We start from the raw sequence: 22,603 nt of genomic DNA, 5'->3' as shown, positions 1-22,603 counted from the left end.
ACTCCTGTCTTAGCGTGCCGGCTGAGTAGTCGTAACAGACTGCTCGTAGTGGTAGCGACCGGTTTTCAGGCTGCTTGGGCCAAGGCGCGCGAACTTGAACATCAGGAACAGTTCAGCCACCAGGAACAGGGTGTACAGACCGCAAATCAGCAGCATGGAGAAGATCAGGTCGCCTGCGGTCAGGGAGGAGTTCGCTACCGCTGTTGGCAGCACCTCACCGATCGCCCATGGCTGACGGCCATATTCCGCAACAAACCAGCCGGACTCGATAGCAATCCATGGCAGTGGGATACCGTACAGCGCGGTGCGCAGCAGCCATTTTTTCTCACCGATACGGTTACGAATGACTGACCAGAACGAGGCCGCGATGATCAGCAGCATGATAATGCCGCAACCCACCATGATGCGGAACGCGAAGTACAGCGGCGCAACGCGTGGAATAGAGTCTTTGGTTGCCATCTGAATCTGCGCTTCCGTCGCGTCGGAGACGTTCGGGGTATAGCGTTTCAGCAGCAGACCGTAACCGAGGTCTTTCTTCACGTCGTTAAATTGATCGCGAACGGCCTGGTCGGTAGAGCCGGCGCGCAGCTGTTCCAGCAGCGAGTAGGCTTTCATCCCGTTACGGATACGCTCTTCATGCTGCACCATCAGATCTTTCAGGCCAGTCACCTGTTTGTCGACGGAGCGCGTGGCGATAATACCCAGAGCGTAAGGAATTTGAATGGCGAAGCGGTTTTCCTGCGCGTCCTGGTCAGGCACGCCGAACAGGGTAAACGCTGCCGGTGCCGGCTGGGTTTCCCATTCAGCTTCAATTGCGGCGAGTTTGGTTTTCTGCACGTCACCCATTTCGTAACCGGATTCATCACCCAGAACAATAACGGACAGAATCGCGGCCATACCGAAGCTTGCTGCGATAGCGAAAGAACGCTTGGCGAACGCGAAGTCACGGCCGCGCAGCATATAGTAGGAGCTGATGCCCAGCACGAACATCGCGCCGCACACATAGCCAGACGCCACGGTGTGCACGAATTTAACCTGGGCAACCGGGTTCAGGACTAGCTCAGCGAAGCTGACCATCTCCATACGCATGGTTTCGAAGTTGAAATCAGAGGCGATTGGGTTTTGCATCCAGCCGTTCGCCACCAGGATCCACAGTGCGGACAAGTTGGAGCCTAATGCCACCAGCCAGGTTACCGCCATATGCTGGACTTTACCCAGACGGTCCCAACCGAAGAAGAACAGACCTACAAAGGTGGATTCGAGGAAGAAGGCCATCAGACCTTCAATGGCCAGCGGCGCACCGAAAATATCCCCTACATAGTGGGAATAGTAAGACCAGTTTGTCCCGAACTGGAACTCCATGGTCAGACCGGTTGCCACGCCCAGCGCAAAGTTGATACCAAACAACTTGCCCCAGAACTTGGTCATATCTTTATAAATCTGTTTGCCGGAGAGGACGTAAACCGTTTCCATGATGGCCAGCAGGAACGCCATACCGAGCGTCAGCGGCACAAAAAGGAAGTGGTACATCGCGGTCAAGGCAAACTGTAAGCGCGACAGTTCGACTACGTCTAACATTATGACTCCTTGCTCATCGCATGAAGACTCCGAGAGTGAACCCCGTTAGATAAGGATCCACACGCATGCCCCAATACAAAGTTATCTGCTTCCCTTCTTCGTTGCTTATTCTCTACAGGAGGAAAAAGCAATGATGAAAGGTTACAAATACGTTAAGAAAAAACCAAATTGATCCCGTAAATATAATACGCTGCAAAACCCTTACAATAAACAGGTTTTTATTCGAACAGATTTACGTTTTTCGACGGCGATCAATTTATAGCAAAATTACCACTTTTCGGCCATTTTGATCGGGAACAATTTAACGCCTTTTGGAGCCTTTTTCCAAGGATTAAACATTGATTTAAATCAAAAACAGCCGGTACTGTTAATGATGTTTCTTTGTGACATGGATAGTAAAAACCTTGTTAATAACATGTATATTTAAAGGCATTAATGGTTATAAAAGCCAGAAGATAATATAAACAGTTGTGATTTTTATTAACGCGTGTGAAAAAAGACCTTTTTGCAGGGAGAGAAACATATAATGTTATCCGCTTCACAGTATTTTTCTTTCGCTTTACTACCCGCCAAAAAGATTACATTTCATTCACCTTCGCTAATCTTAAAATTAACACCCTTTAGTGACTATTTGATGAAATAAAGGCCGCAGGGTTGCGGCCTTGATATTGTTCTTGAGATTACCTTTCAATTTTTATGCTGAAGGTCCGTGACTGGCCTGGCCGGAAAGGCCCCGTAATGGCTGAGCCCTCCTCCCCTTGCGCTTTGCACACCTCATTCATGTCCGTTTCGCAACAGGCCTGGACCTCACGGTTCACAGACAAAGCCACGTCACAGGAGCGGGTCTCCGAAGGGTTGTACAGACGAAGAATCATCTCGTCACGATCCTCCGCTTTTTTCAGCGCACTGAGTACACATCCGTTAGGCGCCAGCGTTAGCAGGCTATAGCTACAGGGTGTGGTGAAAGAGGCACGGTTAAGCTTCATCGCATCCCACGGAATTTTGTTATAACAGTGCACTGGCGTTAACCACGACTTCGCCTGCTGCGCAACGCCAGCACTGACGGGCGTACCATTAAAACTGAACAGGCTAAAGCGACAGGTTAACTGGCCCCGCATCTGCGAATCAGGCACCGGCATTTTGATCCCGGACGGTCTGCCAGGGCGCAGAAGTAAGTCTTCCTTCCCAAGCAACCCGACGCCGCGAAGCAACGTCAGGGCAAACGTGTTTTGACGCTCACCTGTTACTTCGAATTCGCGCAACCCTTCGGTAAATAGCGCCATCCCGTTACGCCGTTCCTGGAGCACCGCGTAGTTGAGCAGATTCCACACCGGCAGCGGCGCTTCCTTCCATCCCTCCTCCTGCCAGTCTGCCATCGCTTCATCCTGTACAGGGCGCGTCAGCGAACCAAACTGGGTATCGGCTAAGACCGTCTCTGTGGTGAATGGTGTCGGGATCAGCACCCGCACACGGTGGTCATCCGCGTGATTTCCGAGACGTGCCTCGACGTCGATACGTCGGCTGTTATGGCTGAGCGTGACCGTGAGTTCTGCCTCAAGCGTTCCCGTCTGCTGACGCGCAGAACGTTCAGCGAGATCCGCTGGCACTGCCATTCGATGGCGGATCACCGCCCTGCTCTGCCAGGCCTCGTGGATCACCTCAACCTCATGTTCGCCCTGCGCGGAAGAGAGTCTCCACTCTTCCCGTGAAGGCGAGTAGTCGTACTCATCGCCATCATCCGAGCTCTCTTCAATTTCCAGCGCGCGGTCATAGATAAGCCCGGACGCTTTATCGAGCAGACGCAAAGTACCGTCCTCGTTTAACGTTACTTCCCAGAAAGCATTTTCCAGTAACGCCTCCGGCGATTTATCTGGCGTCTGCAGTTTGCCGGCCACGTGCGGCTCGATATAGAGCGTGCGGTAACCCATAGATGGCAGGATCTGGTTGAGCTGGATGTCAAACTCCATGAAGGGATCGTAGTTGCCGTAATGCACTATCTGCCGGTCAATCAGCCCGGGGTCTATCTCACGCGCGCTGCGGAGATAATAAGGGATTTCATTTCCCTTTTCGTCCAACAGGCGGAACTGGCTGGCGCGCAGACGTATCGTGGTGTTGATCACTTCCTCACGCGGCCAGGGCGTGAGGTTAAACATCACCAGTTTGTCTTCCTCGCTCTGCGGCATGTTGTCGACAATCTTGCGCATATAGAAGCACGTCAGGTTATCAGCCATGTCTTCCGCCAGCTCAAAGCGTGACATCACCTCGCGATGCACTTTATCGCTGCAGCAGCAGCCGATACTGTCGTGGGCGTGATTCTTGAGGATCTCTTTCCACATTTTTTCCAGCAAGCCGTGGTGATAGTCAAAGCCCAGCGTCCAGGCAAGCGTAGCCAACGGCTCGAGGACGTTGACGATTTTATTCTCTATCCGGGCGTGGGCGATTTTGATGTCCATCCGCGTGGAGCCGATCGTCCGGTGCACCCGCATATATTTACCGTCAATAAATTCCCCTTTCAGCGTCGCCAGTTCATCGCGGTGCGCATCGATATGGTCAAACACCTCCTCGAAGCGGCTCATCACAAACTGACGCTGCGGATAGATTTTGCGCAGCTTATCCATCACCGCAAATATGTTCTGCTGGAGCGGCATCTGATCATGGCCGTTAGGCAGCAAAATTTCTTTCGTCACGGAGGCTTTTTCGAGCACCTCGAAGTAGTTGTCGAGCCGTTTGCGCAGTCCGGCTTCATCCTCCGGTAAGTACTTACCAATCGCGTAGCCCAGCGGCAGCACCTGTGCCGTCACTTCGCTGCCGTCCTGGCTTTGCCAGAGAAATTCGGTTTTATCGGTACCGTGCCGCTCGGAACAGCCGCGCCAGAACATGGTGCGCGTGATGCCAAAACCGTTGTAAATGTGTGGCAGCTGGGAAGACATGCCGAAGGAGTCCGGCAGATAGCCAATTTTCATCGGCTCGCCAAAGGCCAGACAGTCGCGCATGCCGTACATCAGATTGCGCACAATCGACTCGCCGGAGACAAGGGTGGTGTCCGTCTGGGTATACCACGGCCCGATAATCAGCTTCCCGGCCGCCACCAGCGCCTTCACGCGTGGCCTGTTTTCCGGTTTCACGGCAAAATAATCTTCCAGCACCGCCGTCTGGCCGTCGAGAACGTAGTATTTATACTCTGCGTCCTGCTCAAGACGGGTGAGGATCTCTTCCATATTATTGACCAGAAGAATACGTGACGCTTCGGTGGTGAAGTACCACTCCCGGTCCCAGTGCATATGTGGCGTGATATGAACGCGAGATACAGCTTTCATCTTCGTTTCCTGTCAGTGCGTGTTTAGGATGGTATGTCTTCAGTCACGTAGGTACCGCTCTTCACGGCCTGGCGTCGCCAGAGCAGTAAAATGAGCGTAGAGATTGCGGCGCCCACCAGCGCGGCGCCAAACCAGCCGGCAGCGGCTATCACGCCGCCCAGCCCGGCATCATGCAGTAAGAAGAGAGAGAAAATGCCCGCGCCCGGGGTGGAGAGCCCAATACCCATCGCTCCGACAATCGCTCCGGTCGCCATTGACCCCAGAACAAATGAGCCGATGACTCGCAACGGATCCTCGATAGCCATCGGAATTGCCCCTTCGGTGATGCCCGCCAGCCCCAGCAGCCAGGTGGATTTGCCGGTCTCAATTTCGAACTGTTTAAACAGATTCGGAGCCAGCATCGTTGATGCCGTCACGGTAAAGGCCGAAACCATTTTGACGGAGGCGAAGATCGCATAAGGCCCGTATACGCCGTTGGCCATCGCGCCCAGATAGAACGCGTAAGAGGCTTTGTTGACCGGACCGCCCAGATCGAACGAGCACATAAAGCCCAGGATCGCCCCCAGCAGCAACGCGTTCGCACCGGAGAGACCATTAAGCCAGGCGGTCAGGGCGTTATTGATCCAGGCCACCGGTTCGCCGATCACAAACAGCATCAGGCTGCCTGCGCCCAGTACGCCAATCACCGGATAGAGATAAAAGGTCAGAAAGCCGTTGTAGCGGCTACTCAGCCGGATGTGGTTTTTCACCCAGCGCATCAGGTAGCCCGCAATCAGCCCGCCGACGATGGCCCCCAGAAAGCCGGAGCCGATCATATTGGCGGCAAGGCCCGCCGCAAATCCCGGCGTAAGCGCAGGTTTATCCGCCAGCGAGTAAGCGGTATAGGCCGCCAGAACAGGGACCATCAGAATGCCGAGCATCCCACCGCCCAGTTTACGGTACATCCACAGCCACGAGTTTTCCTGATCGAACAGGTGCTGCAAGCCAAGGATTTGCGCCAGGAGTACCGACACGGCCAGCACCGTGCCGCCAGCGACAATCAGCGGCACCGCAAAGGAGATACCGCTGAGCAGCGCTTGCTTGAGTTCGGTTTTAACGGACTTTTTCGCGTCCGTGTCGACGTGCGCAGGACGCGCATCGGATACAGGCTGTAGCGCCAGCGCACGCTCAATGAGCGCTTCCGCATGGCGCAAGGGTTCCGCGACGGGCACGGAAATGGCGGGGATCCCCTGAAAACGCTCACGCTCTTTGATCGCCACTTCCGCCGCGAAGATACACGCTTTTGCCTCCTGCAAATGCTGCGCGGTGATGCGCCCCTCAATACCGTTTGCCCCCTGCTTTTCGACCACTACATTGACGCCGAGCTTACGTCCCGCTTTTTCGAGATATTCCGCTGCCATGTAGGTATGGGCGATCCCGGCCGGACAGGCGGTAACGCAGACGATCGTCGGGGCATTCTCTGCGACGGCGGTTTCTTGCGCCTCAGGCGCCGTTTCCAGCGCAGCAAGCACCGCTTCCGCGCTGGTCGCCGTCATCACGTGCGCCCTGAGATCGTCATCCGCCAGGCGGGACGTCAGTTCCGTCAGCACCTGAATATGCGTTGATCCCGCTTGTGCGGGAGGAATGGCGAGCAAAAAAATCAGCTCGACCTCCTCCGGTCCGTCCACGCCTTCCCAGGCCAGCGGCTCGCGCAGTGTTGCCACGGCAAAAGCCGCTTCCTTTACTGCCGCTGATTTACCATGGGGTACGGCCAGCCCCTCGCCCAGCGCCGTCGGGCCAAGCGATTCGCGATGGAAAACCTCTGCCAGAAACGTATCGGCGTCGGCTATTTTGCCCAACGCTACCAGCCGCGTCGCAAGCTGACGGATTGCCTCATCACGGCTGGTAAACTGCGCCTGCACGCAGACAGCACGGGGGTCGGTCAGAGTCGTCAGGTTCATAAGATCCTCACCTATCCAAAGTTATTGTCTGGGGAGGATTGTGGCAGACTGGATAATACATTTATGTGATCATTTTCACTAACAACGATATTTGTATTTAATTTGTATTATTTACAAATCAGTCACTGAAGGCATAATTCCCCTAAAAAGGTATTAAAAAGGCGTAACACAATGGGCAATAAACCGATGTACCGGCAGATCGCCGATGCGTTCCGCGAGAAGATTAACGCCGGGGAATTAAAACCCGGAGACGCGCTGCCGACGGAATCCAGCCTTCAGGAGGCATTTAACGTTAGCCGTGTCACCGTGCGGCAGGCTTTGAAGCTGCTCGCCGACGAGCAGATCATCGAAAGCATTCAGGGCAGTGGCTCGTATGTAAAAGAAGAGCGGGTGAATTACGATATTTATCAGCTTACCGGCTTTTACGAAAAACTGGCGGATCGCAACGTTGATACGCACAGCGACGTCAGCGTCTTCGAAGTGGTGAAAGCCGATGAGCGGCTCGCGGCAAAACTGGCGCTCAATCCGGATGATAAGGTCTGGCACGTCAAGCGCGTACGCTTCATCAGGGAAAAGCCGGTGAATCTGGAAGAGACATGGATGCCGCTGGCGATGTTCCCCGACCTCACCTGGGAAGTGATGGAACAGTCGAAATACCATTACATTGAGCAGGTCAAAAAGCTGGTTATCGATCGCAGCGAGCAGGAGCTGGTGCCAGTCATGCCATCGGACGAGGCGATTGCCGCCCTGGCGCTCGATCCGGCAAAACCAATTCTTGAAAAAGTTTCCCGCGGCTTCCTTAAAGACGGCCGGGTATTTGAATACAGTCGCAACGTGTTTAACACCGACGACTATAAATTCACTCTGGTGGCTAAACGCAGGCAATAAAAAAAGGCCGCTTTACAGCGGCCAACCATGTCGAAACGGACATTTTTTTATACTTCAACGCGCCCCATTCGGGGAGCAGAGAGGACTTACTTAATGATGGATTTCAGTGCTTCACCGATATCCGCCAGGCTGCGAACGGTTTTCACGCCTGCGGCTTCCAGTGCTGCGAATTTCTCATCAGCCGTACCTTTACCGCCAGCGATAATCGCGCCCGCGTGCCCCATACGTTTGCCTTTTGGCGCGGTCACACCCGCGATGTAACCCACCACCGGCTTGGTCACATGATCTTTGATGTAAGCAGCCGCTTCTTCTTCCGCGCTACCACCGATCTCACCGATCATCACGATCGCTTCGGTCTGTGGATCTTCCTGGAACAGCTTCAGGATGTCGATGAAGTTAGAGCCAGGGATCGGGTCACCGCCGATGCCCACGCAGGTGGACTGGCCGAAGCCGTAATCGGTGGTCTGCTTAACTGCTTCATAGGTCAGGGTACCGGAACGGGACACGATGCCCACTTTGCCCGGTTTGTGAATGTGGCCCGGCATGATGCCGATTTTGCATTCGCCTGGGGTGATAACGCCTGGGCAGTTCGGGCCGATCATGCGCACGCCTGCTTCGTCCAGCTTCACCTTCACGGTCAGCATATCCAGCGTCGGGATGCCTTCGGTGATGGTGATGATCAGCTTAATGCCTGCGTCGATCGCTTCCAGAATAGAGTCTTTGCAGAACGGCGCTGGAACGTAGATCACGGTCGCGGTTGCGCCCGTCGCTTCTACTGCTTCACGCACGGTGTTGAACACCGGCAGGCCCAGGTGCGTGGTGCCGCCTTTACCTGGCGTTACGCCGCCAACCATCTGCGTACCGTAGGCAATCGCCTGTTCGGAGTGGAAAGTCCCCTGGCTACCGGTGAAGCCCTGGCAGATAACCTTGGTATCTTTATTAATTAAAACGGACATTATTTCCCCTCCACTGCGGCAACAACCTGCTGAGCTGCATCCGTCAGACTTTTCGCTGCAATAATATTCAGGCCGCTGTCAGCCAGTTTTTTCGCGCCGAGTTCAGCGTTATTCCCTTCCAGACGTACAACAACCGGAACGTTAACGCCCACTTCTCCTACCGCGCCGATGATACCGTCGGCGATCAGGTCGCAACGTACGATACCGCCGAAGATGTTCACCAGAACCGCTTTTACGTTGCTGTCAGAGAGAATGATTTTGAACGCTTCGGTTACGCGCTCTTTGGTTGCGCCACCGCCCACGTCGAGGAAGTTCGCTGGCTCACCGCCGTGCAGCTTAACGATGTCCATGGTGCCCATTGCCAGGCCCGCACCGTTAACCATGCAGCCGATGTTGCCATCCAGCGCCACGTAGTTCAGCTCCCACTGGGCAGCCTGCGCTTCACGCGGATCTTCCTGAGACTGGTCGCGCATTTCGCGCAGATCCGCCTGGCGGAACAGCGCGTTGCCGTCAGCGCCCAGCTTGCCGTCGAGGCAGATCAGGTCGCCCTGGGTGGTGATCACCAGCGGGTTGATCTCGATCAGCGCCAGATCGCGCTCCAGGAAGATGGTCGCCAGCCCCATGAAGATCTTGGTGAACTGCTGAACCAGCTTGCCTTCCAGACCCAGTTTGAACGCCAGCTCACGTCCCTGGTAAGGCATTGGGCCCGCCAGCGGATCGATTGCCACTTTGTGGATCAGGTGCGGGGTCTCCTCCGCCACTTTTTCGATTTCCACGCCGCCTTCGGTAGATGCCATGAACACCACGCGACGGGAGCTACGGTCTACGACTGCGCCGAGGTACAATTCTTTCGCGATGTCGGTTGCCGCTTCAACCAGGATCTGGTTGACCGGCTGGCCATTCGCATCTGTCTGGTAGGTTACCAGACGCTTGCCGAGCCAATGTTCAGCAAACGCACGGATCTCTTCTTTGCTCTTAACAACCTTCACACCGCCCGCTTTACCACGGCCACCAGCGTGAACCTGACATTTAACTACCCACGGGCCGGAACCGATTTTAGATGCGGCTTCTTCTGCTTCACGCGGGGTAGTACAGGCATAACCCACCGGAGCCGGTAAGCCTGACCTGGCAAACAGCTGTTTGGCCTGATATTCATGTAAGTTCATGTGTTCTATCCATCCTTCAGGGTAATCGTTATCTTCAAACCTGTAGACCGGCGCTACGCTTATCCGGCCTACAGGGCAGGTGATGCTAAATAGTTACTAAACGTCCAGCAGCAGACGCGTTGGATCTTCCAGCAGCTCTTTAATGGCAACCAGGAAGCCTACGGACTCGCGGCCGTCGATCAGGCGGTGATCGTATGAGAGCGCCAGGTACATCATCGGCAGGATCTCAACTTTACCGTCTACCGCCATTGGACGATCTTTAATGGCGTGCATACCCAGGATCGCGCTCTGCGGCGGGTTGATGATCGGGGTAGACATCAGCGAGCCGAACACGCCACCGTTGGTAATGGTGAAGTTACCGCCAGTCAGGTCTTCAACGGTCAGCTTGCCGTCGCGGCCTTTCACGGCCAGCTCTTTGATTTTCTTCTCAATGTCAGCCATACCCAGGGTGTCCACATCACGCAGAACCGGGGTGACCAGGCCGCGTGGGGTAGAAACCGCCATGCTGACGTCGAAGTAGTTGTGGTAAACCACGTCATCGCCATCGATAGACGCGTTCACTTCCGGGTAGCGTTTCAGCGCTTCAACTACCGCTTTCACGTAGAAGGACATGAAGCCCAGACGGATACCGTGACGTTTTTCAAACGCGTCACCGTACTGCTTGCGCAGGTCCATGATTGGCTTCATGTTGACTTCGTTGAAGGTGGTCAGCATCGCGGTGGAGTTTTTCGCTTCCAGCAGACGCTCGGCCACGCGCTTGCGCAGGCGGGTCATCGGCACGCGTTTTTCGCTACGTGCGCCCAGAGCTGGCTGTGCCGCTGGTGCTGCCGCAGGGGCTTTCGCTTCCGCTTTCGCCTCTGAAGGCGCTTTTGCCAGATGCTTGTCGATATCTTCGCGAGTCAGACGGCCACCCACGCCGGTGCCTTTGATGGCTGCCGGATCGAGGCTGTGCTCAGCCAGCAGGCGACGGATCGCCGGGCTGAGCGCGTCATTGGTTTGCTCTTCCAGAGACGCCTGCTGGCGCTGGGCTGGGGTAGACGCTTTCTCTTCAGATTTCGCGCTGGACTCTTTGCCCGCGCTGTTGCCTTCACGCAGGCGACCCAGGATCTGGCGAGAAGTCACGGTCGTACCTTCGTCTTCCAGGACTGCATCCAGAATGCCATCCGCTGAAGCCGGTACTTCCAGTACCACTTTGTCAGTTTCGATTTCTACCAGCACTTCGTCACGGGTTACCGCGTCGCCTGGTTTTTTGTGCCAGGTGGCGACGGTTGCATCTGCTACGGACTCAGGCAGGTCGGGAACAAGAATATCTACGCTACTCATTATGTATCCTTTAATTAATCGACGTTCAGCGCGTCATTGACCAGATCTTGTTGCTGCTTCTGGTGAACGGACATATACCCTACCGCCGGAGAGGCGGAGGCCGGGCGACCTGCATAACGCAGGGCAGACCCAAATGGAATCACTTCACGGAAATGATGCTGGCTGCAATACCATGCGCCCTGGTTGAGCGGCTCTTCCTGGCACCAGACAAAATCATGAACGTGAGCGTACTGTTTCAGCACTTCCTGCATCGCCTGATGCGGGAACGGATAAAGCTGCTCGATACGCACGATGGCGACATCTTTCTGATCGTTCTTACGGCGCTGTTCCAGCAGGTCGTAATAAACCTTACCAGAACACATTACGACACGCTTAACGGCCTGCGGATCCAGCTCGTCAATTTCACCGATGGCTGGCAGGAAGGTGCCGTTAGCCAGTTCATCCAGGCTCGAAACCGCCAGCGGATGACGCAGCAGGGATTTTGGCGACATGACCACCAGCGGACGACGCATACCGCGCAGCGCCTGACGACGCAACATGTGGTACACCTGAGCCGGGGTGGACGGCACGCAGACCTGCATGTTCTGCTCGGCGCAGAGTTGCAGATAACGCTCCAGACGCGCGGAGGAGTGCTCCGGCCCTTGTCCTTCATAGCCGTGCGGCAGCAACATCACCAGACCACACATACGGCCCCACTTCTGCTCACCGGAGGAGATGAACTGGTCGATGACGACCTGCGCACCGTTGGCGAAGTCACCGAACTGCGCTTCCCAGATAGTCAGGGTGCGAGGTTCTGCGGTGGCGTAGCCGTATTCGAAGGCCAGAACCGCTTCTTCTGACAGCACGGAGTCCCAGACCTTGAACTGGCCCTGACCGTTATGCACGTGCTGAAGCGGAGTATAGGTTGAACCGTTAGACTGGTTGTGTACAACCGCATGACGGTGGAAAAAGGTGCCACGACCCGCATCTTCACCGGACAGACGAACCGGAATACCTTCGTCAACCAGCGTCGCATAGGCCAGCGTTTCCGCGCCGCCCCAGTCGAACAGCTTCTCACCCGCCGCCATGGCCTGGCGGTCGCCATAGATCTTGGCCACGCGGGACTGCATCTCGATCGCTTCCGGCACGGTGCTGATGCGTTTAGCCAGCTCCTGCAAACGCTTCATCTCAACCTTGTTCGGGTAGCTCTCGTCCCACTCGTGGTTGAGGTACGGCGACCAGGTAAAGGAGTGCATGTTCATTGGGCGCAGCTCTTTGACCACGCATTCACCCGCGTCCAGCGCGTCGCGATAAAGATTGACCATTTCGGTCGCATCTTCCAGCGTCGCCACTTTTTCGCTTTCCAGCTTGTCAGCATAGATTTTACGCGGCGTCGGGTGTTTTTTGATTTTCTGGTACATCAGCGGCTGGGTTGCACTTGGCTCATCCGCTTCGTTGTGGCCGTGACGGCGGTAGCAGAAGAGGTCAATGAACACGTCGCGCTTAAAGGTGTTACGGAAGTCCAGCGCCAGACGGGTAACGAAAGCAACGGCTTCCGGGTCATCCGCGTTTACGTGGAAGATTGGCGCCTGAACCATTTTACCGATGTCGGTGCAGTACGGGGTAGAACGCGCATCCAGCGGGTTAGAGGTGGTGAAGCCCACCTGGTTGTTGATTACGATGCGAACGGTACCGCCCACTTCATAACCACGCGCTTTCGACATGTTCAGGGTTTCCTGAACCACGCCCTGCCCTGTGACTGCCGCATCACCGTGAATGGTGATTGGCAGCACTTTATTGCTGCTCGGCTCGTCCAGACGATCCAGACGCGCACGCACGGAACCGATAACCACCGGGCTGACGATTTCCAGGTGCGACGGGTTAAACGCCAGCGCCAGGTGAACCTGACCGCCCTCGGTTTCGATATCCGACGAGAAGCCCATGTGGTACTTCACGTCACCGGTGCCGAGGTGCTCTTTATGTTTACCCGCAAATTCGTCGAACAGATCCTGCGGTTTTTTACCCAGCACGTTAACCAGCACGTTCAGACGGCCACGGTGCGCCATGCCCAGCACCACTTCGCGCGTGCCGCTCTTACCGGCATGACGAATCAGCTCTTTCAGCATCGGGACTAACGCATCGCCGCCCTCCAGTGAGAAGCGTTTTGCGCCCGGGAATTTCGCGCCCAGATAGCGCTCAAGGCCTTCGGCTGCCGTCAGTTCGCTCAGGAAACGTTTTTTCTCGTCTGCTGAGAAATTCGCGTGACCCGCCACGGATTCGATACGCTGCTGGATCCAGCGTTTCTCTTCGGTGGAGGTAATGTGCATATATTCCGCGCCGATGGAGCCGCAGTAGGTTTGCTTGAGCGCATCAATCAGATCGCCCAGTTTCATCGTGTCTTTGCCGATGGCAAAGGAACCTACGTTAAAGCTTTCCTGGAAATCGGCCTCGGTCAGATCGTGATAAGCCGGATCGAGATCCGCTACACGTTCCTGCTGCCACAGTCCCAGCGGATCGAGATTCGCATGCTGGTGACCACGGAAGCGATAAGCGTTGATAAGCTGCAGGACTTTTACCTGCTTCGCATTGGTGTCAGGGTCGGAAATCGCAGAAGAGTAACGTGAGGCATCCTTCGCCAGACGACGGAAATAATCACGTGTTTTTGAATGGAATTGATCCGGTTTGACCCCTGTACCAGGCAACTGCTGGAACATGGAACGCCAGTTTGCGTCCACTGAGTCAGGATCGGTTAAGAAGTCTTCATAGAGCTGTTCTATCCAGCTCTGGTTTGAACCAGAGAGGTAAGAAGAGTCCAGCCAGGCTTTCATTGCGCCGTTCTGCATCGTGATCCCTTAAGCATTTTTATGCTTACTTTCGCCGTAGAAACTACCACGCACACCACGTGTACGTGCCGGGGTTCACCTGCGAGCTCTTTTCATTTGGCCCGCGAAGGAACCTTTAGAAACTGTCTAAACTTCAGGGCAGTTTTTAAAGGTTTCTGCAATTTGCCCAGTGGCGCTACGCTTACCGGGCCTACTGTTACGTAGGCCGGATAAGCGCAGCGCCATCCGGCGTTGTTACTTACGCACTGCGCTGCAACAACATCGACTTAATATGGCCGATGGCGCGCGTCGGGTTCAGCCCCTTAGGACACACACTGACGCAGTTCATGATGCTATGGCAGCGGAATACGCTGAAAGCGTCACTTAACCCTTCCAGACGATTCTCGGTTTCGGTATCGCGGCTGTCGATCAGGAAGCGATAGGCAGCCAGCAGACCCGCAGGGCCGATAAATTTATCCGGGTTCCACCAGAATGACGGGCATGACGTTGAACAGCATGCACAGAGAATACACTCGTACAACCCATCGAGTTTTTCACGCTGCTCAGGCGACTGTAAGTGCTCGCGAGCGGGTGGATTTTGCCCATTATTCAATAAGTAAGGCTTAATCTTCTCATATTGTGCATAGAATTGCCCCATGTCCACCACCAAATCACGCACGACCGGCAGGCCAGGCAGAGGACGGATGACAATTTTCTGGCCTGCACGCTGTAGCGCTGAAATTGGCGTGATACAGGCCAGACCGTTTTTGCCGTTCATGTTTACACCGTCAGAGCCACATACCCCTTCACGGCAGGAGCGGCGGAACGACAGCGTAGGATCTTTTTCTTTCAGCTGGATTAAAGCATCCAGCAGCATCATGTCACGACCTTCTTCCGCTTCGAGGGTGTAATCCTGCATACGCGGAGCATCGTCTACATCCGGGTTATAACGATAAACTGAGAATTCGAGTTTCATTATCCTGTCTCCGCATTAGTAAGTACGAATCTTCGGCGGGAACGCCGGACGCAGTTTCGGTTCCATGTTAACGCTACGACGCGTCATGGTTTCCGACTCTGGCAGATACAGGGAATGGCACAGCCAGTTTTCGTCATCACGATCCGGGAAGTCGAAGCGGCTATGGGCGCCACGGCTTTCGGTACGGAAGTTTGCCGACATCGCGGTCGCGAACGCGGTTTCCATCAGGTTATCCAGCTCCAGGCACTCAACGCGCTGGGTGTTGAACTCGCTCGAGGTATCGTCCAGACGGGCATTCTTCAGACGCTCGCGGATCGCTTTCAGTTGCTCCAGCCCTTTGGCCATCGCGTCACCTTCACGGAATACCGAGAAGTTGTGCTGCATACACTCTTGCAGCGCTTTACGGATTTCTACCGGATCTTCGCCGTTACGGTTGCCGTTCCAGCGGTTGAGGCGCTCAAGAGAGGCATCAATTTCGTCGTCGGTCGCATCACGCAACGCGCCCTGCTCGGCAATAGATTCCTGGAGATGCAGCCCCACCGCACGGCCAAATACCACCAGGTCCAGCAGGGAGTTGCCGCCCAGACGGTTTGCGCCGTGCACGGATACGCAGGCAATTTCGCCTACCGCGAACAGACCAGGGATGACCACGTCTTCGCCCTGCTCGTTCACGGTCAGCGCCTGACCGGTCACTTTGGTCGGAATACCGCCCATCATATAGTGACAGGTTGGGATAACCGGAATCGGCTCTTTCACCGGGTCGACGTGGGCGAAGGTGCGGGACAGTTCCAGAATGCCCGGCAGACGGGATTCCAGCACTTCTTTACCCAGATGGTCGAGTTTCAGCTTCGCGTGCGGGCCCCAAGGGCCGTCGCAGCCGCGGCCTTCACGGATTTCGATCATGATGGAACGCGCCACCACGTCACGGCCCGCCAGGTCTTTCGCATTCGGGGCATAACGCTCCATGAAGCGCTCGCCATGTTTGTTCAGCAGATAGCCACCTTCACCACGGCAGCCTTCTGTCACCAGCACGCCCGCACCGGCGATACCGGTTGGGTGGAACTGCCACATCTCCATGTCCTGCACCGGCACGCCAGCGCGGATAGCCATCCCAACGCCGTCACCGGTGTTGATGTGGGCGTTGGTAGTGGACTGATAGATACGGCCTGCGCCGCCGGTGGCCAGCACGGTTGCGCGCGCTTTGAAATAGACCACTTCACCGGTTTCAATGCACAGTGCGGTACAACCCACCACCGCGCCATCGGCGTTTTTCACCAGATCCAACGCATACCACTCGGAGAAGATGGTGGTGTGGTTTTTCAGGTTTTGCTGATAAAGGGTGTGCAGCAAAGCGTGACCGGTACGGTCAGCCGCTGCTGCGGTACGTGCCGCCTGTTCGCCGCCGAAGTTTTTCGACTGGCCGCCAAACGGACGCTGATAGATGGTGCCATTTTCCAGACGGGAGAACGGCAGACCCATGTGGTCCAGCTCCAGAATCGCTTCCGGGCCGGTTTTACACATATATTCGATGGCATCCTGGTCGCCGATGTAGTCGGAACCTTTTACCGTATCGTACATGTGCCATTCCCAGTTATCTTCATGGGAATTACCCAGCGCAACGGTGATACCGCCCTGCGCAGACACAGTGTGGGAACGGGTCGGGAATACTTTAGAGAGCAGCGCACAGGTCTGGCCGCTCTGGGAAATTTGCAGTGCGGCACGCATACCTGCGCCACCCGCACCAATCACAACAGCATCAAATTCTCTGACTGGCAGTTTCATTACACACCCCACACCACAACAAATCCATAAATGACGTAAACCAGCAGAGCAACAACAATAATCAGTTGCAGCGGAAGGCGAATCGCCAGCGGTTTAACGTAATCGGTCAACACCTGCCACATGCCAATCCAGGCATGAATAAGGATGGAGAACAGGGCCAGCAGGGTGAACACTTTGGTGAAGGCCGATCCGAAGAAACCACTCCAGATTTCCCACGTCAGTGTGCCGCTAGTGGCGAAGAAACCGATCATATAGATGATGTAGAGCGTGAGGACGATGGCGGTAGCGCGGACCAGGATGAAGTCATGTACGCCGTTGCGTCCTAATGCGGAGGCGTTGCTTACCATACGAGAACTCCTGCGAGAAGTGAAAGCACGACAGTGATCACAAATGAAATGTTAGCGGTACGTTTACCGGCCTCGAACGTCTCTTCCAGGTAGCCAAAGTCCATCAGCATATGGCGAACGCCGCCAACCACGTGATAGGCCAGCGCGGTCAGAATACCCCACATGATAAATTTCACGAAGAAGCTGTTCATGATGGCTGAGGCCTGGAGGAATCCTTCAGGAGATGAGAGGCTGGTTCCCAGTAACCACAGCAAGATACCAACCGCCACAAACGTAATCACACCAGAAACACGGTGCAGAATGGACGCTATTGCTGTTACAGGGAATCGGATCGTTTTGAGATCCAGATTGACAGGTCTTTGTTTTTTCACATTTCTTATCATGAATAACGCCCACATGCTGTTCTTATTGTTTCCTTCCTCCGGACTGCGATGCGGGTCAGACAGCGTTCCTTTTCTATAACTGCGCGTCATGCAAAACATTGCTTCCAAATGCTAAAACGACACGTTACAACGCTGGGTGGCTCGGGATTGCAGGGTGTTCCGGAGACCTGGCGGCAGTATAGGCCGTTCACAAAATCATTACAATTAACCTACATACAGTTTGTTGGGTTTTCTCTGGAACAGTGATCGGGGTCACGATAACAACATCTTTTTAATTTTTAATCATCTGATTTGACAAATGTTAAACAATATTGTTACAAACGTCATCAGAAAAGGCATATAATGCGCAAAAGTTATGAGGTCTCTCTTTCACCTGACAAATAGTTATGTAACAGTGTGATGGTATTGACCGAAGTTATCAGGACAGTTATTAGTGATATACAGGTTTGAATAATTCGGACTGCAAAAACGCTGATTTGCTGTTGTTTCACTGATATTTCATTCGTTTACCTGCAAGGCGCCATAGCTCTGTACCCTGGTTTCTCCTCGTGAGCTGAGCGGTAAGCCAAATAACAATCTGGTAACGATGATTAACAGCTGAAAGCAAATCCGGTAAAGCGCAGTCTTAAGCATAAGGCGCTAAGGAGACCGTAAATGGCTGATACAAAGGCAAAACTCACCCTAAATGGTGATGATGCTATTGAACTGGATGTGCTAAAAGGCACGCTCGGTCAGGATGTTATTGATATCCGTACGCTGGGTTCCAAAGGGGTATTCACCTTTGACCCTGGATTCACCTCCACCGCATCTTGCGAATCCAAAATCACCTACATTGACGGTGACGAAGGTATCCTGCTCCATCGCGGCTTCCCCATCGATCAGTTAGCCACCGAATCCAACTATCTGGAAGTGTGCTACATCCTGCTGAACGGCGAAAAACCGACGCAGGCCCAGTACGATGAATTTAAAACCACCGTGACCCGTCACACCATGATCCATGAGCAGATTACCCGTCTGTTCCATGCGTTCCGTCGTGACTCTCATCCGATGGCGGTCATGTGCGGTATTACCGGTGCGCTGGCGGCGTTCTACCACGATTCTCTGGACGTGAATAACCCACGTCACCGTGATATCGCGGCGTTCCGTCTGCTGTCCAAAATGCCTACCATGGCGGCGATGTGTTACAAATACTCTATCGGTCAGCCGTTTGTGTATCCACGCAACGACCTCTCCTACGCAGGTAACTTCCTGCGCATGATGTTCTCCACGCCGTGTGAAGAGTACGAAGTGAACCCGGTGCTGGAACGCGCGATGGACCGTATTCTGATCCTGCACGCTGACCACGAACAGAACGCCTCGACCTCTACCGTCCGTACCGCGGGCTCTTCCGGCGCGAACCCGTTCGCCTGTATCGCTGCGGGTATCGCCTCCCTGTGGGGACCGGCGCACGGCGGCGCGAACGAAGCAGCACTGAAAATGCTGGAAGAGATCAGCTCCGTTGAGCACATTCCTGAGTTCGTGCGCCGCGCGAAAGACAAGAATGACTCCTTCCGTCTGATGGGCTTCGGTCACCGTGTTTACAAAAACTACGACCCGCGGGCGACCGTCATGCGTGAGACCTGCCACGAAGTGCTGAAAGAGCTGGGCACCAAAGATGATCTGCTGGAAGTGGCGATGGAGCTGGAACACATCGCGCTGAACGACCCGTACTTCATCGAGAAGAAACTCTATCCGAACGTCGATTTCTACTCCGGTATCATCCTGAAAGCGATGGGTATTCCGTCTTCCATGTTCACCGTGATCTTCGCCATGGCGCGTACCGTGGGCTGGATTGCGCACTGGAACGAAATGCACAGCGAAGGCATGAAAATCGCGCGTCCTCGTCAGCTGTATACCGGCTACGAGCAGCGTGATTTTAAGTCTGACATTAAGCGCTAAAAAACACGCCCGGCGGCGCTTCGCTTGCCGGGCCTACAAGTGCGAGATGTAGGCCGGGTAAGGCGTAGCCACCACCCGGCTTTTTTACATCTGGCACCCAGGACACCAGTAAAACGGCCTGGAAGAGATCGTCGCCTTCTCAATCACCCCGCCGCACCGCTCACACTTTTTACCTGCCCGATGAAACACCTTGAAGCGGAACAGCGCCCCGTGATGCTTGTTCTCATCCACCACGCCGCGCGTGTTGTACGACAGCCGTGGAATATCCAGTAACGCGTACGACAGCGCCTCCAGCTGTTCATCGCTCAGCTGCGACGCTTTGCGCTGCGGCGCCAGCCCCACTTCCCAGAGGATCTCCACCCGCAGGTAGTTTCCCAGCCCCGCCAGAAATGCCTGATCGAGCAACAGCCCGGAAAACTGCCGGTTGCGGAATGTGGCGGATAACAACCGGGCTTTCACATCGCTTGCCGTCAGACGCATGTCGAGCACGTCCGGCCCGACCCGCTGTAAGAACGGGTGCGTGAGCAACTGCTCCGGCGTTAACATTTCGATATCAGAGGCGCTGTAAAGCAGGATCGCCTTATCCGCCGTTTGTAGCCGCACGCGCAGCACGCGGGTCGTTTGCGGCTGCTCGTCCGCCTCCACCACCCGCCAAACGCCGTAAAGCTGATTATGGCTGTATAACGTCAGGTTATGGGAAAAGTGGGTGAGTAACGCTTTGCCGCGCGTTTCAATGTGGGTCACCGTCTGTCCCACCAGCTGCGATTCAAACGGTTTGAGTTGAGGAAAGGCAAACCAGACGTGTGTCAGAGGTTTGCCCTTTATCGCCGCCTCCAGGCTATCCGCCGCGCGGCGGATCTCCGGACCTTCTGGCATGTTATTGTCCTTTCATGATTATTCTGCGCTGACAACAATGCCCTCTTCCGAGAACGCCGCCCGCAGGCGTCGCGCAAACTGGAGCGCATGCTCGCCGTCACCGTGTAAGCACACCGTATCAGCCTGAACGTTTGCCGTTGTACCCTCCGTTGAGGTTACTCGCCCGAAGCGCACCATCTCCAGCGTCTGCGCCAGCGCTTTACCTTCGTCGGTGATCAGCGCACCGGCCTGCGTACGCGGAACCAGGCTGCCGTCCGGCAGGTATCCCCGATCGGCAAACACTTCCTGCCGCGTAATCAGCCCCAGCCGTTCGCCGGCACGGATAAGCTCGCTGCCCGCCAGGCCAACCAGAAACAGACGCGGATTGCAGTCCCGTACCGCGCGGGCAATGGCGTCTGCCAGCGCCGGATCTTTCGCCGCCTGGTTATAGAGCATGCCGTGCGGCTTGACGTGGCGCATCTCGCCCTTCTCAGCGCGCACTATCGCCTCCAGGGCGCCGATCTGGTAGAGCATTTGCGCGTAAACCGTCTCAGGCGGCAGATCCATCGCCGTGCGACCAAAGTTTTCCCGGTCCGGAAAGCTGGGGTGAGCGCCTATCGCCACGCCGTTTTTCATGGCATTGCGCACGCTCGCCAGCATGGTCTGCGCATCGCCGGCATGAAACCCACAGGCGATGTTCACCGAGGAGACCAGCGTCATCAGCGCCGCATCGGCGCTGCTGCCCTCCCCCAGATCGGCGTTTAAATCAATCTTTACCATCGAGCCTCCACGCCAGCTGTTCGAGATAACGCTGCTGATCCTGACGGGCTTTCAGCGCCTCCTCCAGCGAACACTGCACAAAATGAATTGGTTGACCGAGAGGAATTTGCGCCAGATGGTAGCGATCCGCTTCAATAATGCAGGCAATACGCGGATATCCTCCCGTGGTTTGCGCATCGTTCATCAGTACGATGGGCTGGCCGTTGCCCGGCACCTGAATCACCCCCGGCAACAGACCATGGGAAAGCAGCTCCCGGTCAGTCGTGCGGGTCAGCGGCTGGCCCTGAAGCCGGTAACCCATGCGGTTACTCTGCGGGCTGATCTTCCATGGCGAGCGCCAGAAAGACTCTTTTGAGGCCTCATCGAACTCATGATATTCCGGCCCCGGCAGGGCGCGGATCAGATTCCCCCACAACAGCTGCTTCACGCCCTGCGTGGTGGTGAAATGGCGCGCTGATGGCTTAATCGCCAGGCGATCGCCGTCGCGCAGCAGCCGTCCTTCATGTCCGCCCATTCCCGCTTTCTGGTCGGTGCTGGATGAGCCCAGCACCTCCGGCACGTCGATACCTCCCGCCACCGCAAGATAGCTGCGCACGCCGTGCAGAGGACGCTTGAGCGTCAGACGCTGTCCGGCTTTCGCCCGCAGGCGCCAGCCGGTCCACACCGCTTTGCCGTCCAGCGTCGCGTCACAGCCCGCGCCGGTTAAGGCAAACCAGGTTTCCTGACCAAACTCAATCACGCACTGACCCAGCGTAATTTCTAACGCCGCCGTGCTGCCGGCGTTGCCTACCAGCAGGTTGGCAATCTCCAGCGAGGGACGATCAAGCGCACCGCAGTAGCTCACGCCCGACTGACGCAGGCCAAAGCGCCCGGCATCCTGTACCGAGGTGTAAAGCCCTGCGCGAATAAGCGTTAACATATCCCCTCCTTTTGCGGGATAAAGCGCAGGGTATCCCCCGGACGCAGGAGTATGGGCGCGGCCTGGCCTGGTTCAAATAACGGCGTGGACGTGTGCCCGATAAGCTGCCAGCCTCCCGGCGAGGCGAGTGGATAAATTCCCGTTTGCTCGCCACCAATCGCCACGCTGCCCGCCGGTACGCTCAGGCGCGGCTCAGCCCGGCGCGGCGTATGCAACTGGGGCGATAACCCGCCCAGATAGGGGAAACCCGGCTGAAATCCCAAAAACCAGACAACATAGTCGACTGAGCTATGCAGCTCCACAACCTGCTTCTCCGTTAATCCACAGTGTTCGGCCACCACGCCAAGGTCGGGGCCTCCCTTGCCGCCATAGACAACCGGGGTCTCAATCGTCCGCGATTCCGGCTCCAGCGCCTCGCTCTCCTCCCACCAGCGTTGCAGACGCTCAATGGCATCCAGCGCCCCCGTGTGCGGATCACGCAGCACCACGGTGATATTATTCATACCCGGAATAGCTTCAACCACGCCAGGTAGCTCGGGCAGTCGTTGAGCCAGACGCCAGATACGCTTTTGCGTGGCAAGCGTCACCGGAGGCTCAAGTTCCAGAACCACTGCGGTTTCACCCAGAAGATAACAACGCGCTCGCTGCACTTAA

General features: G+C 55.7%; 17 protein-coding genes. 2 read left to right on the top strand and 15 right to left on the bottom strand.

Annotation, left to right across the window (positions count from 1 at the left end; all coding sequences use genetic code 11):
• Positions 1–9: 9 nt before the first annotated feature.
• The 3 genes from cydA to mngA all read right to left on the bottom strand — a co-directional run bounded on the left by cydA (position 10) and on the right by mngA (position 6,835).
• Positions 10–1,578, bottom strand: a complete 1,569-nt coding sequence (gene cydA / locus HWQ15_RS14905) for a cytochrome ubiquinol oxidase subunit I (protein ID WP_023299615.1) — start codon at positions 1,576–1,578, stop codon at positions 10–12.
• Positions 1,579–2,258: 680 nt separating this feature from the next.
• Positions 2,259–4,895 (bottom strand): mannosylglycerate hydrolase, encoded by a 2,637-nt coding sequence (gene mngB, locus HWQ15_RS14900; RefSeq protein ID WP_063149457.1) that lies wholly within the window; start codon positions 4,893–4,895, stop codon positions 2,259–2,261.
• 23 nt (positions 4,896–4,918) lie between these two features.
• Positions 4,919–6,835 (bottom strand): PTS 2-O-a-mannosyl-D-glycerate transporter subunit IIABC, encoded by a 1,917-nt coding sequence (gene mngA / locus HWQ15_RS14895; protein WP_063216339.1) that lies wholly within the window; start codon positions 6,833–6,835, stop codon positions 4,919–4,921.
• 171 nt (positions 6,836–7,006) lie between these two features.
• On the opposite strand from mngA, the gene HWQ15_RS14890 reads away from it, so the two are divergent.
• The gene (locus HWQ15_RS14890) at positions 7,007–7,723 is read left to right on the top strand and encodes a GntR family transcriptional regulator (protein WP_022647465.1); all 717 of its coding nucleotides are present in this window, start codon (positions 7,007–7,009) and stop codon (positions 7,721–7,723) included.
• Between the two features lie 86 nt (positions 7,724–7,809).
• On the opposite strand, the gene sucD is transcribed toward HWQ15_RS14890, so the two are convergent.
• The 8 genes from sucD to sdhC all read right to left on the bottom strand — a co-directional run bounded on the left by sucD (position 7,810) and on the right by sdhC (position 17,472).
• Entirely contained in the window at positions 7,810–8,679 is an 870-nt protein-coding gene (gene sucD / locus HWQ15_RS14885; protein WP_006809578.1) for a succinate--CoA ligase subunit alpha, read from the bottom strand.
• The gene (gene sucC / locus HWQ15_RS14880) at positions 8,679–9,845 is read right to left on the bottom strand and encodes an ADP-forming succinate--CoA ligase subunit beta (RefSeq protein ID WP_022647464.1); all 1,167 of its coding nucleotides are present in this window, start codon (positions 9,843–9,845) and stop codon (positions 8,679–8,681) included. Before sucC ends, sucD begins: the two co-directional genes overlap by 1 nt.
• 96 nt (positions 9,846–9,941) lie before the next feature.
• A complete protein-coding gene (gene odhB / locus HWQ15_RS14875; RefSeq protein ID WP_023299612.1) occupies positions 9,942–11,168 on the bottom strand; it encodes a 2-oxoglutarate dehydrogenase complex dihydrolipoyllysine-residue succinyltransferase in 1,227 nt (408 codons plus the stop codon).
• A 14-nt stretch (positions 11,169–11,182) separates the two neighbouring features.
• Positions 11,183–13,990 (bottom strand): 2-oxoglutarate dehydrogenase E1 component, encoded by a 2,808-nt coding sequence (sucA, locus tag HWQ15_RS14870; RefSeq protein WP_022647462.1) that lies wholly within the window; start codon positions 13,988–13,990, stop codon positions 11,183–11,185.
• A 238-nt stretch (positions 13,991–14,228) separates the two neighbouring features.
• Positions 14,229–14,945, bottom strand: a complete 717-nt coding sequence (locus tag HWQ15_RS14865) for a succinate dehydrogenase iron-sulfur subunit (protein WP_022647461.1) — start codon at positions 14,943–14,945, stop codon at positions 14,229–14,231.
• A gap of 15 nt (positions 14,946–14,960) precedes the next feature.
• Positions 14,961–16,727 carry a succinate dehydrogenase flavoprotein subunit gene (gene sdhA, locus HWQ15_RS14860; protein WP_003858619.1) on the bottom strand — a complete coding sequence of 589 codons (1,767 nt, stop codon included), beginning with the start codon at positions 16,725–16,727 and terminating at the stop codon, positions 14,961–14,963.
• Complete coding sequence (sdhD, locus tag HWQ15_RS14855; RefSeq protein ID WP_003858621.1) at positions 16,727–17,074, bottom strand: succinate dehydrogenase membrane anchor subunit; 348 nt, start codon at positions 17,072–17,074, stop codon at positions 16,727–16,729. Before sdhD ends, sdhA begins: the two co-directional genes overlap by 1 nt.
• Positions 17,068–17,472 (bottom strand): succinate dehydrogenase cytochrome b556 subunit, encoded by a 405-nt coding sequence (gene sdhC / locus HWQ15_RS14850; RefSeq protein WP_026080740.1) that lies wholly within the window; start codon positions 17,470–17,472, stop codon positions 17,068–17,070. Before sdhC ends, sdhD begins: the two co-directional genes overlap by 7 nt.
• Before the next feature lie 639 nt (positions 17,473–18,111).
• Here sdhC and HWQ15_RS14845 point away from each other — a divergent pair.
• Positions 18,112–19,395: a citrate synthase gene (locus tag HWQ15_RS14845; protein WP_006809584.1), complete on the top strand. Its 1,284-nt coding sequence runs from the start codon at positions 18,112–18,114 to the stop codon at positions 19,393–19,395.
• A gap of 84 nt (positions 19,396–19,479) precedes the next feature.
• Here HWQ15_RS14845 and nei read toward each other — a convergent pair whose 3' ends face one another.
• Genes nei through pxpB form a run of 4 tightly spaced genes read right to left on the bottom strand, consistent with a single transcriptional unit; the run spans position 19,480 to position 22,599 of the window.
• Positions 19,480–20,271 (bottom strand): endonuclease VIII, encoded by a 792-nt coding sequence (nei, locus tag HWQ15_RS14840; protein WP_047746797.1) that lies wholly within the window; start codon positions 20,269–20,271, stop codon positions 19,480–19,482.
• An 18-nt stretch (positions 20,272–20,289) separates the two neighbouring features.
• Positions 20,290–21,030 (bottom strand): 5-oxoprolinase subunit PxpA, encoded by a 741-nt coding sequence (gene pxpA / locus HWQ15_RS14835; RefSeq protein WP_023299609.1) that lies wholly within the window; start codon positions 21,028–21,030, stop codon positions 20,290–20,292.
• Positions 21,017–21,949, bottom strand: a complete 933-nt coding sequence (gene pxpC, locus HWQ15_RS14830) for a 5-oxoprolinase subunit PxpC (RefSeq protein ID WP_022647458.1) — start codon at positions 21,947–21,949, stop codon at positions 21,017–21,019. The genes pxpA and pxpC overlap by 14 nt, the downstream gene beginning before the upstream one ends.
• A complete protein-coding gene (pxpB, locus tag HWQ15_RS14825; protein ID WP_063149455.1) occupies positions 21,943–22,599 on the bottom strand; it encodes a 5-oxoprolinase subunit PxpB in 657 nt (218 codons plus the stop codon). Before pxpB ends, pxpC begins: the two co-directional genes overlap by 7 nt.
• Positions 22,600–22,603: the final 4 nt, after the last annotated feature.

Origin of the sequence: Enterobacter sp. DSM 30060, from assembly GCF_013375955.1 — a bacterium.
Taxonomy (GTDB): Bacteria; Pseudomonadota; Gammaproteobacteria; order Enterobacterales; family Enterobacteriaceae; genus Enterobacter; species Enterobacter intestinihominis.
Note: the sequence above shows the minus strand (reverse complement) of the source record. Positions and strands in the feature narration are given on the sequence as shown.

What these genes read in the sequence shown, in the direction of transcription:
- HWQ15_RS14890 (WP_022647465.1), top strand. Translation starts at nt 7,007, where the DNA reads ATGGGCAATAAACCGATGTACCGGCAGATCGCCGATGCGTTCCGCGAG.
- nei (WP_047746797.1), bottom strand. Translation starts at nt 20,271, where the DNA reads ATGCCAGAAGGTCCGGAGATCCGCCGCGCGGCGGATAGCCTGGAGGCG.
- sucC (WP_022647464.1), bottom strand. Translation starts at nt 9,845, where the DNA reads ATGAACTTACATGAATATCAGGCCAAACAGCTGTTTGCCAGGTCAGGC.
- sucA (WP_022647462.1), bottom strand. Translation starts at nt 13,990, where the DNA reads ATGCAGAACGGCGCAATGAAAGCCTGGCTGGACTCTTCTTACCTCTCT.
- sdhD (WP_003858621.1), bottom strand. Translation starts at nt 17,074, where the DNA reads ATGGTAAGCAACGCCTCCGCATTAGGACGCAACGGCGTACATGACTTC.
- mngA (WP_063216339.1), bottom strand. Translation starts at nt 6,835, where the DNA reads ATGAACCTGACGACTCTGACCGACCCCCGTGCTGTCTGCGTGCAGGCG.
- sdhC (WP_026080740.1), bottom strand. Translation starts at nt 17,472, where the DNA reads ATGTGGGCGTTATTCATGATAAGAAATGTGAAAAAACAAAGACCTGTC.
- sucD (WP_006809578.1), bottom strand. Translation starts at nt 8,679, where the DNA reads ATGTCCGTTTTAATTAATAAAGATACCAAGGTTATCTGCCAGGGCTTC.
- mngB (WP_063149457.1), bottom strand. Translation starts at nt 4,895, where the DNA reads ATGAAAGCTGTATCTCGCGTTCATATCACGCCACATATGCACTGGGAC.
- sdhA (WP_003858619.1), bottom strand. Translation starts at nt 16,727, where the DNA reads ATGAAACTGCCAGTCAGAGAATTTGATGCTGTTGTGATTGGTGCGGGT.
- HWQ15_RS14865 (WP_022647461.1), bottom strand. Translation starts at nt 14,945, where the DNA reads ATGAAACTCGAATTCTCAGTTTATCGTTATAACCCGGATGTAGACGAT.
- cydA (WP_023299615.1), bottom strand. Translation starts at nt 1,578, where the DNA reads ATGTTAGACGTAGTCGAACTGTCGCGCTTACAGTTTGCCTTGACCGCG.
- pxpC (WP_022647458.1), bottom strand. Translation starts at nt 21,949, where the DNA reads ATGTTAACGCTTATTCGCGCAGGGCTTTACACCTCGGTACAGGATGCC.
- odhB (WP_023299612.1), bottom strand. Translation starts at nt 11,168, where the DNA reads ATGAGTAGCGTAGATATTCTTGTTCCCGACCTGCCTGAGTCCGTAGCA.
- HWQ15_RS14845 (WP_006809584.1), top strand. Translation starts at nt 18,112, where the DNA reads ATGGCTGATACAAAGGCAAAACTCACCCTAAATGGTGATGATGCTATT.
- pxpA (WP_023299609.1), bottom strand. Translation starts at nt 21,030, where the DNA reads ATGGTAAAGATTGATTTAAACGCCGATCTGGGGGAGGGCAGCAGCGCC.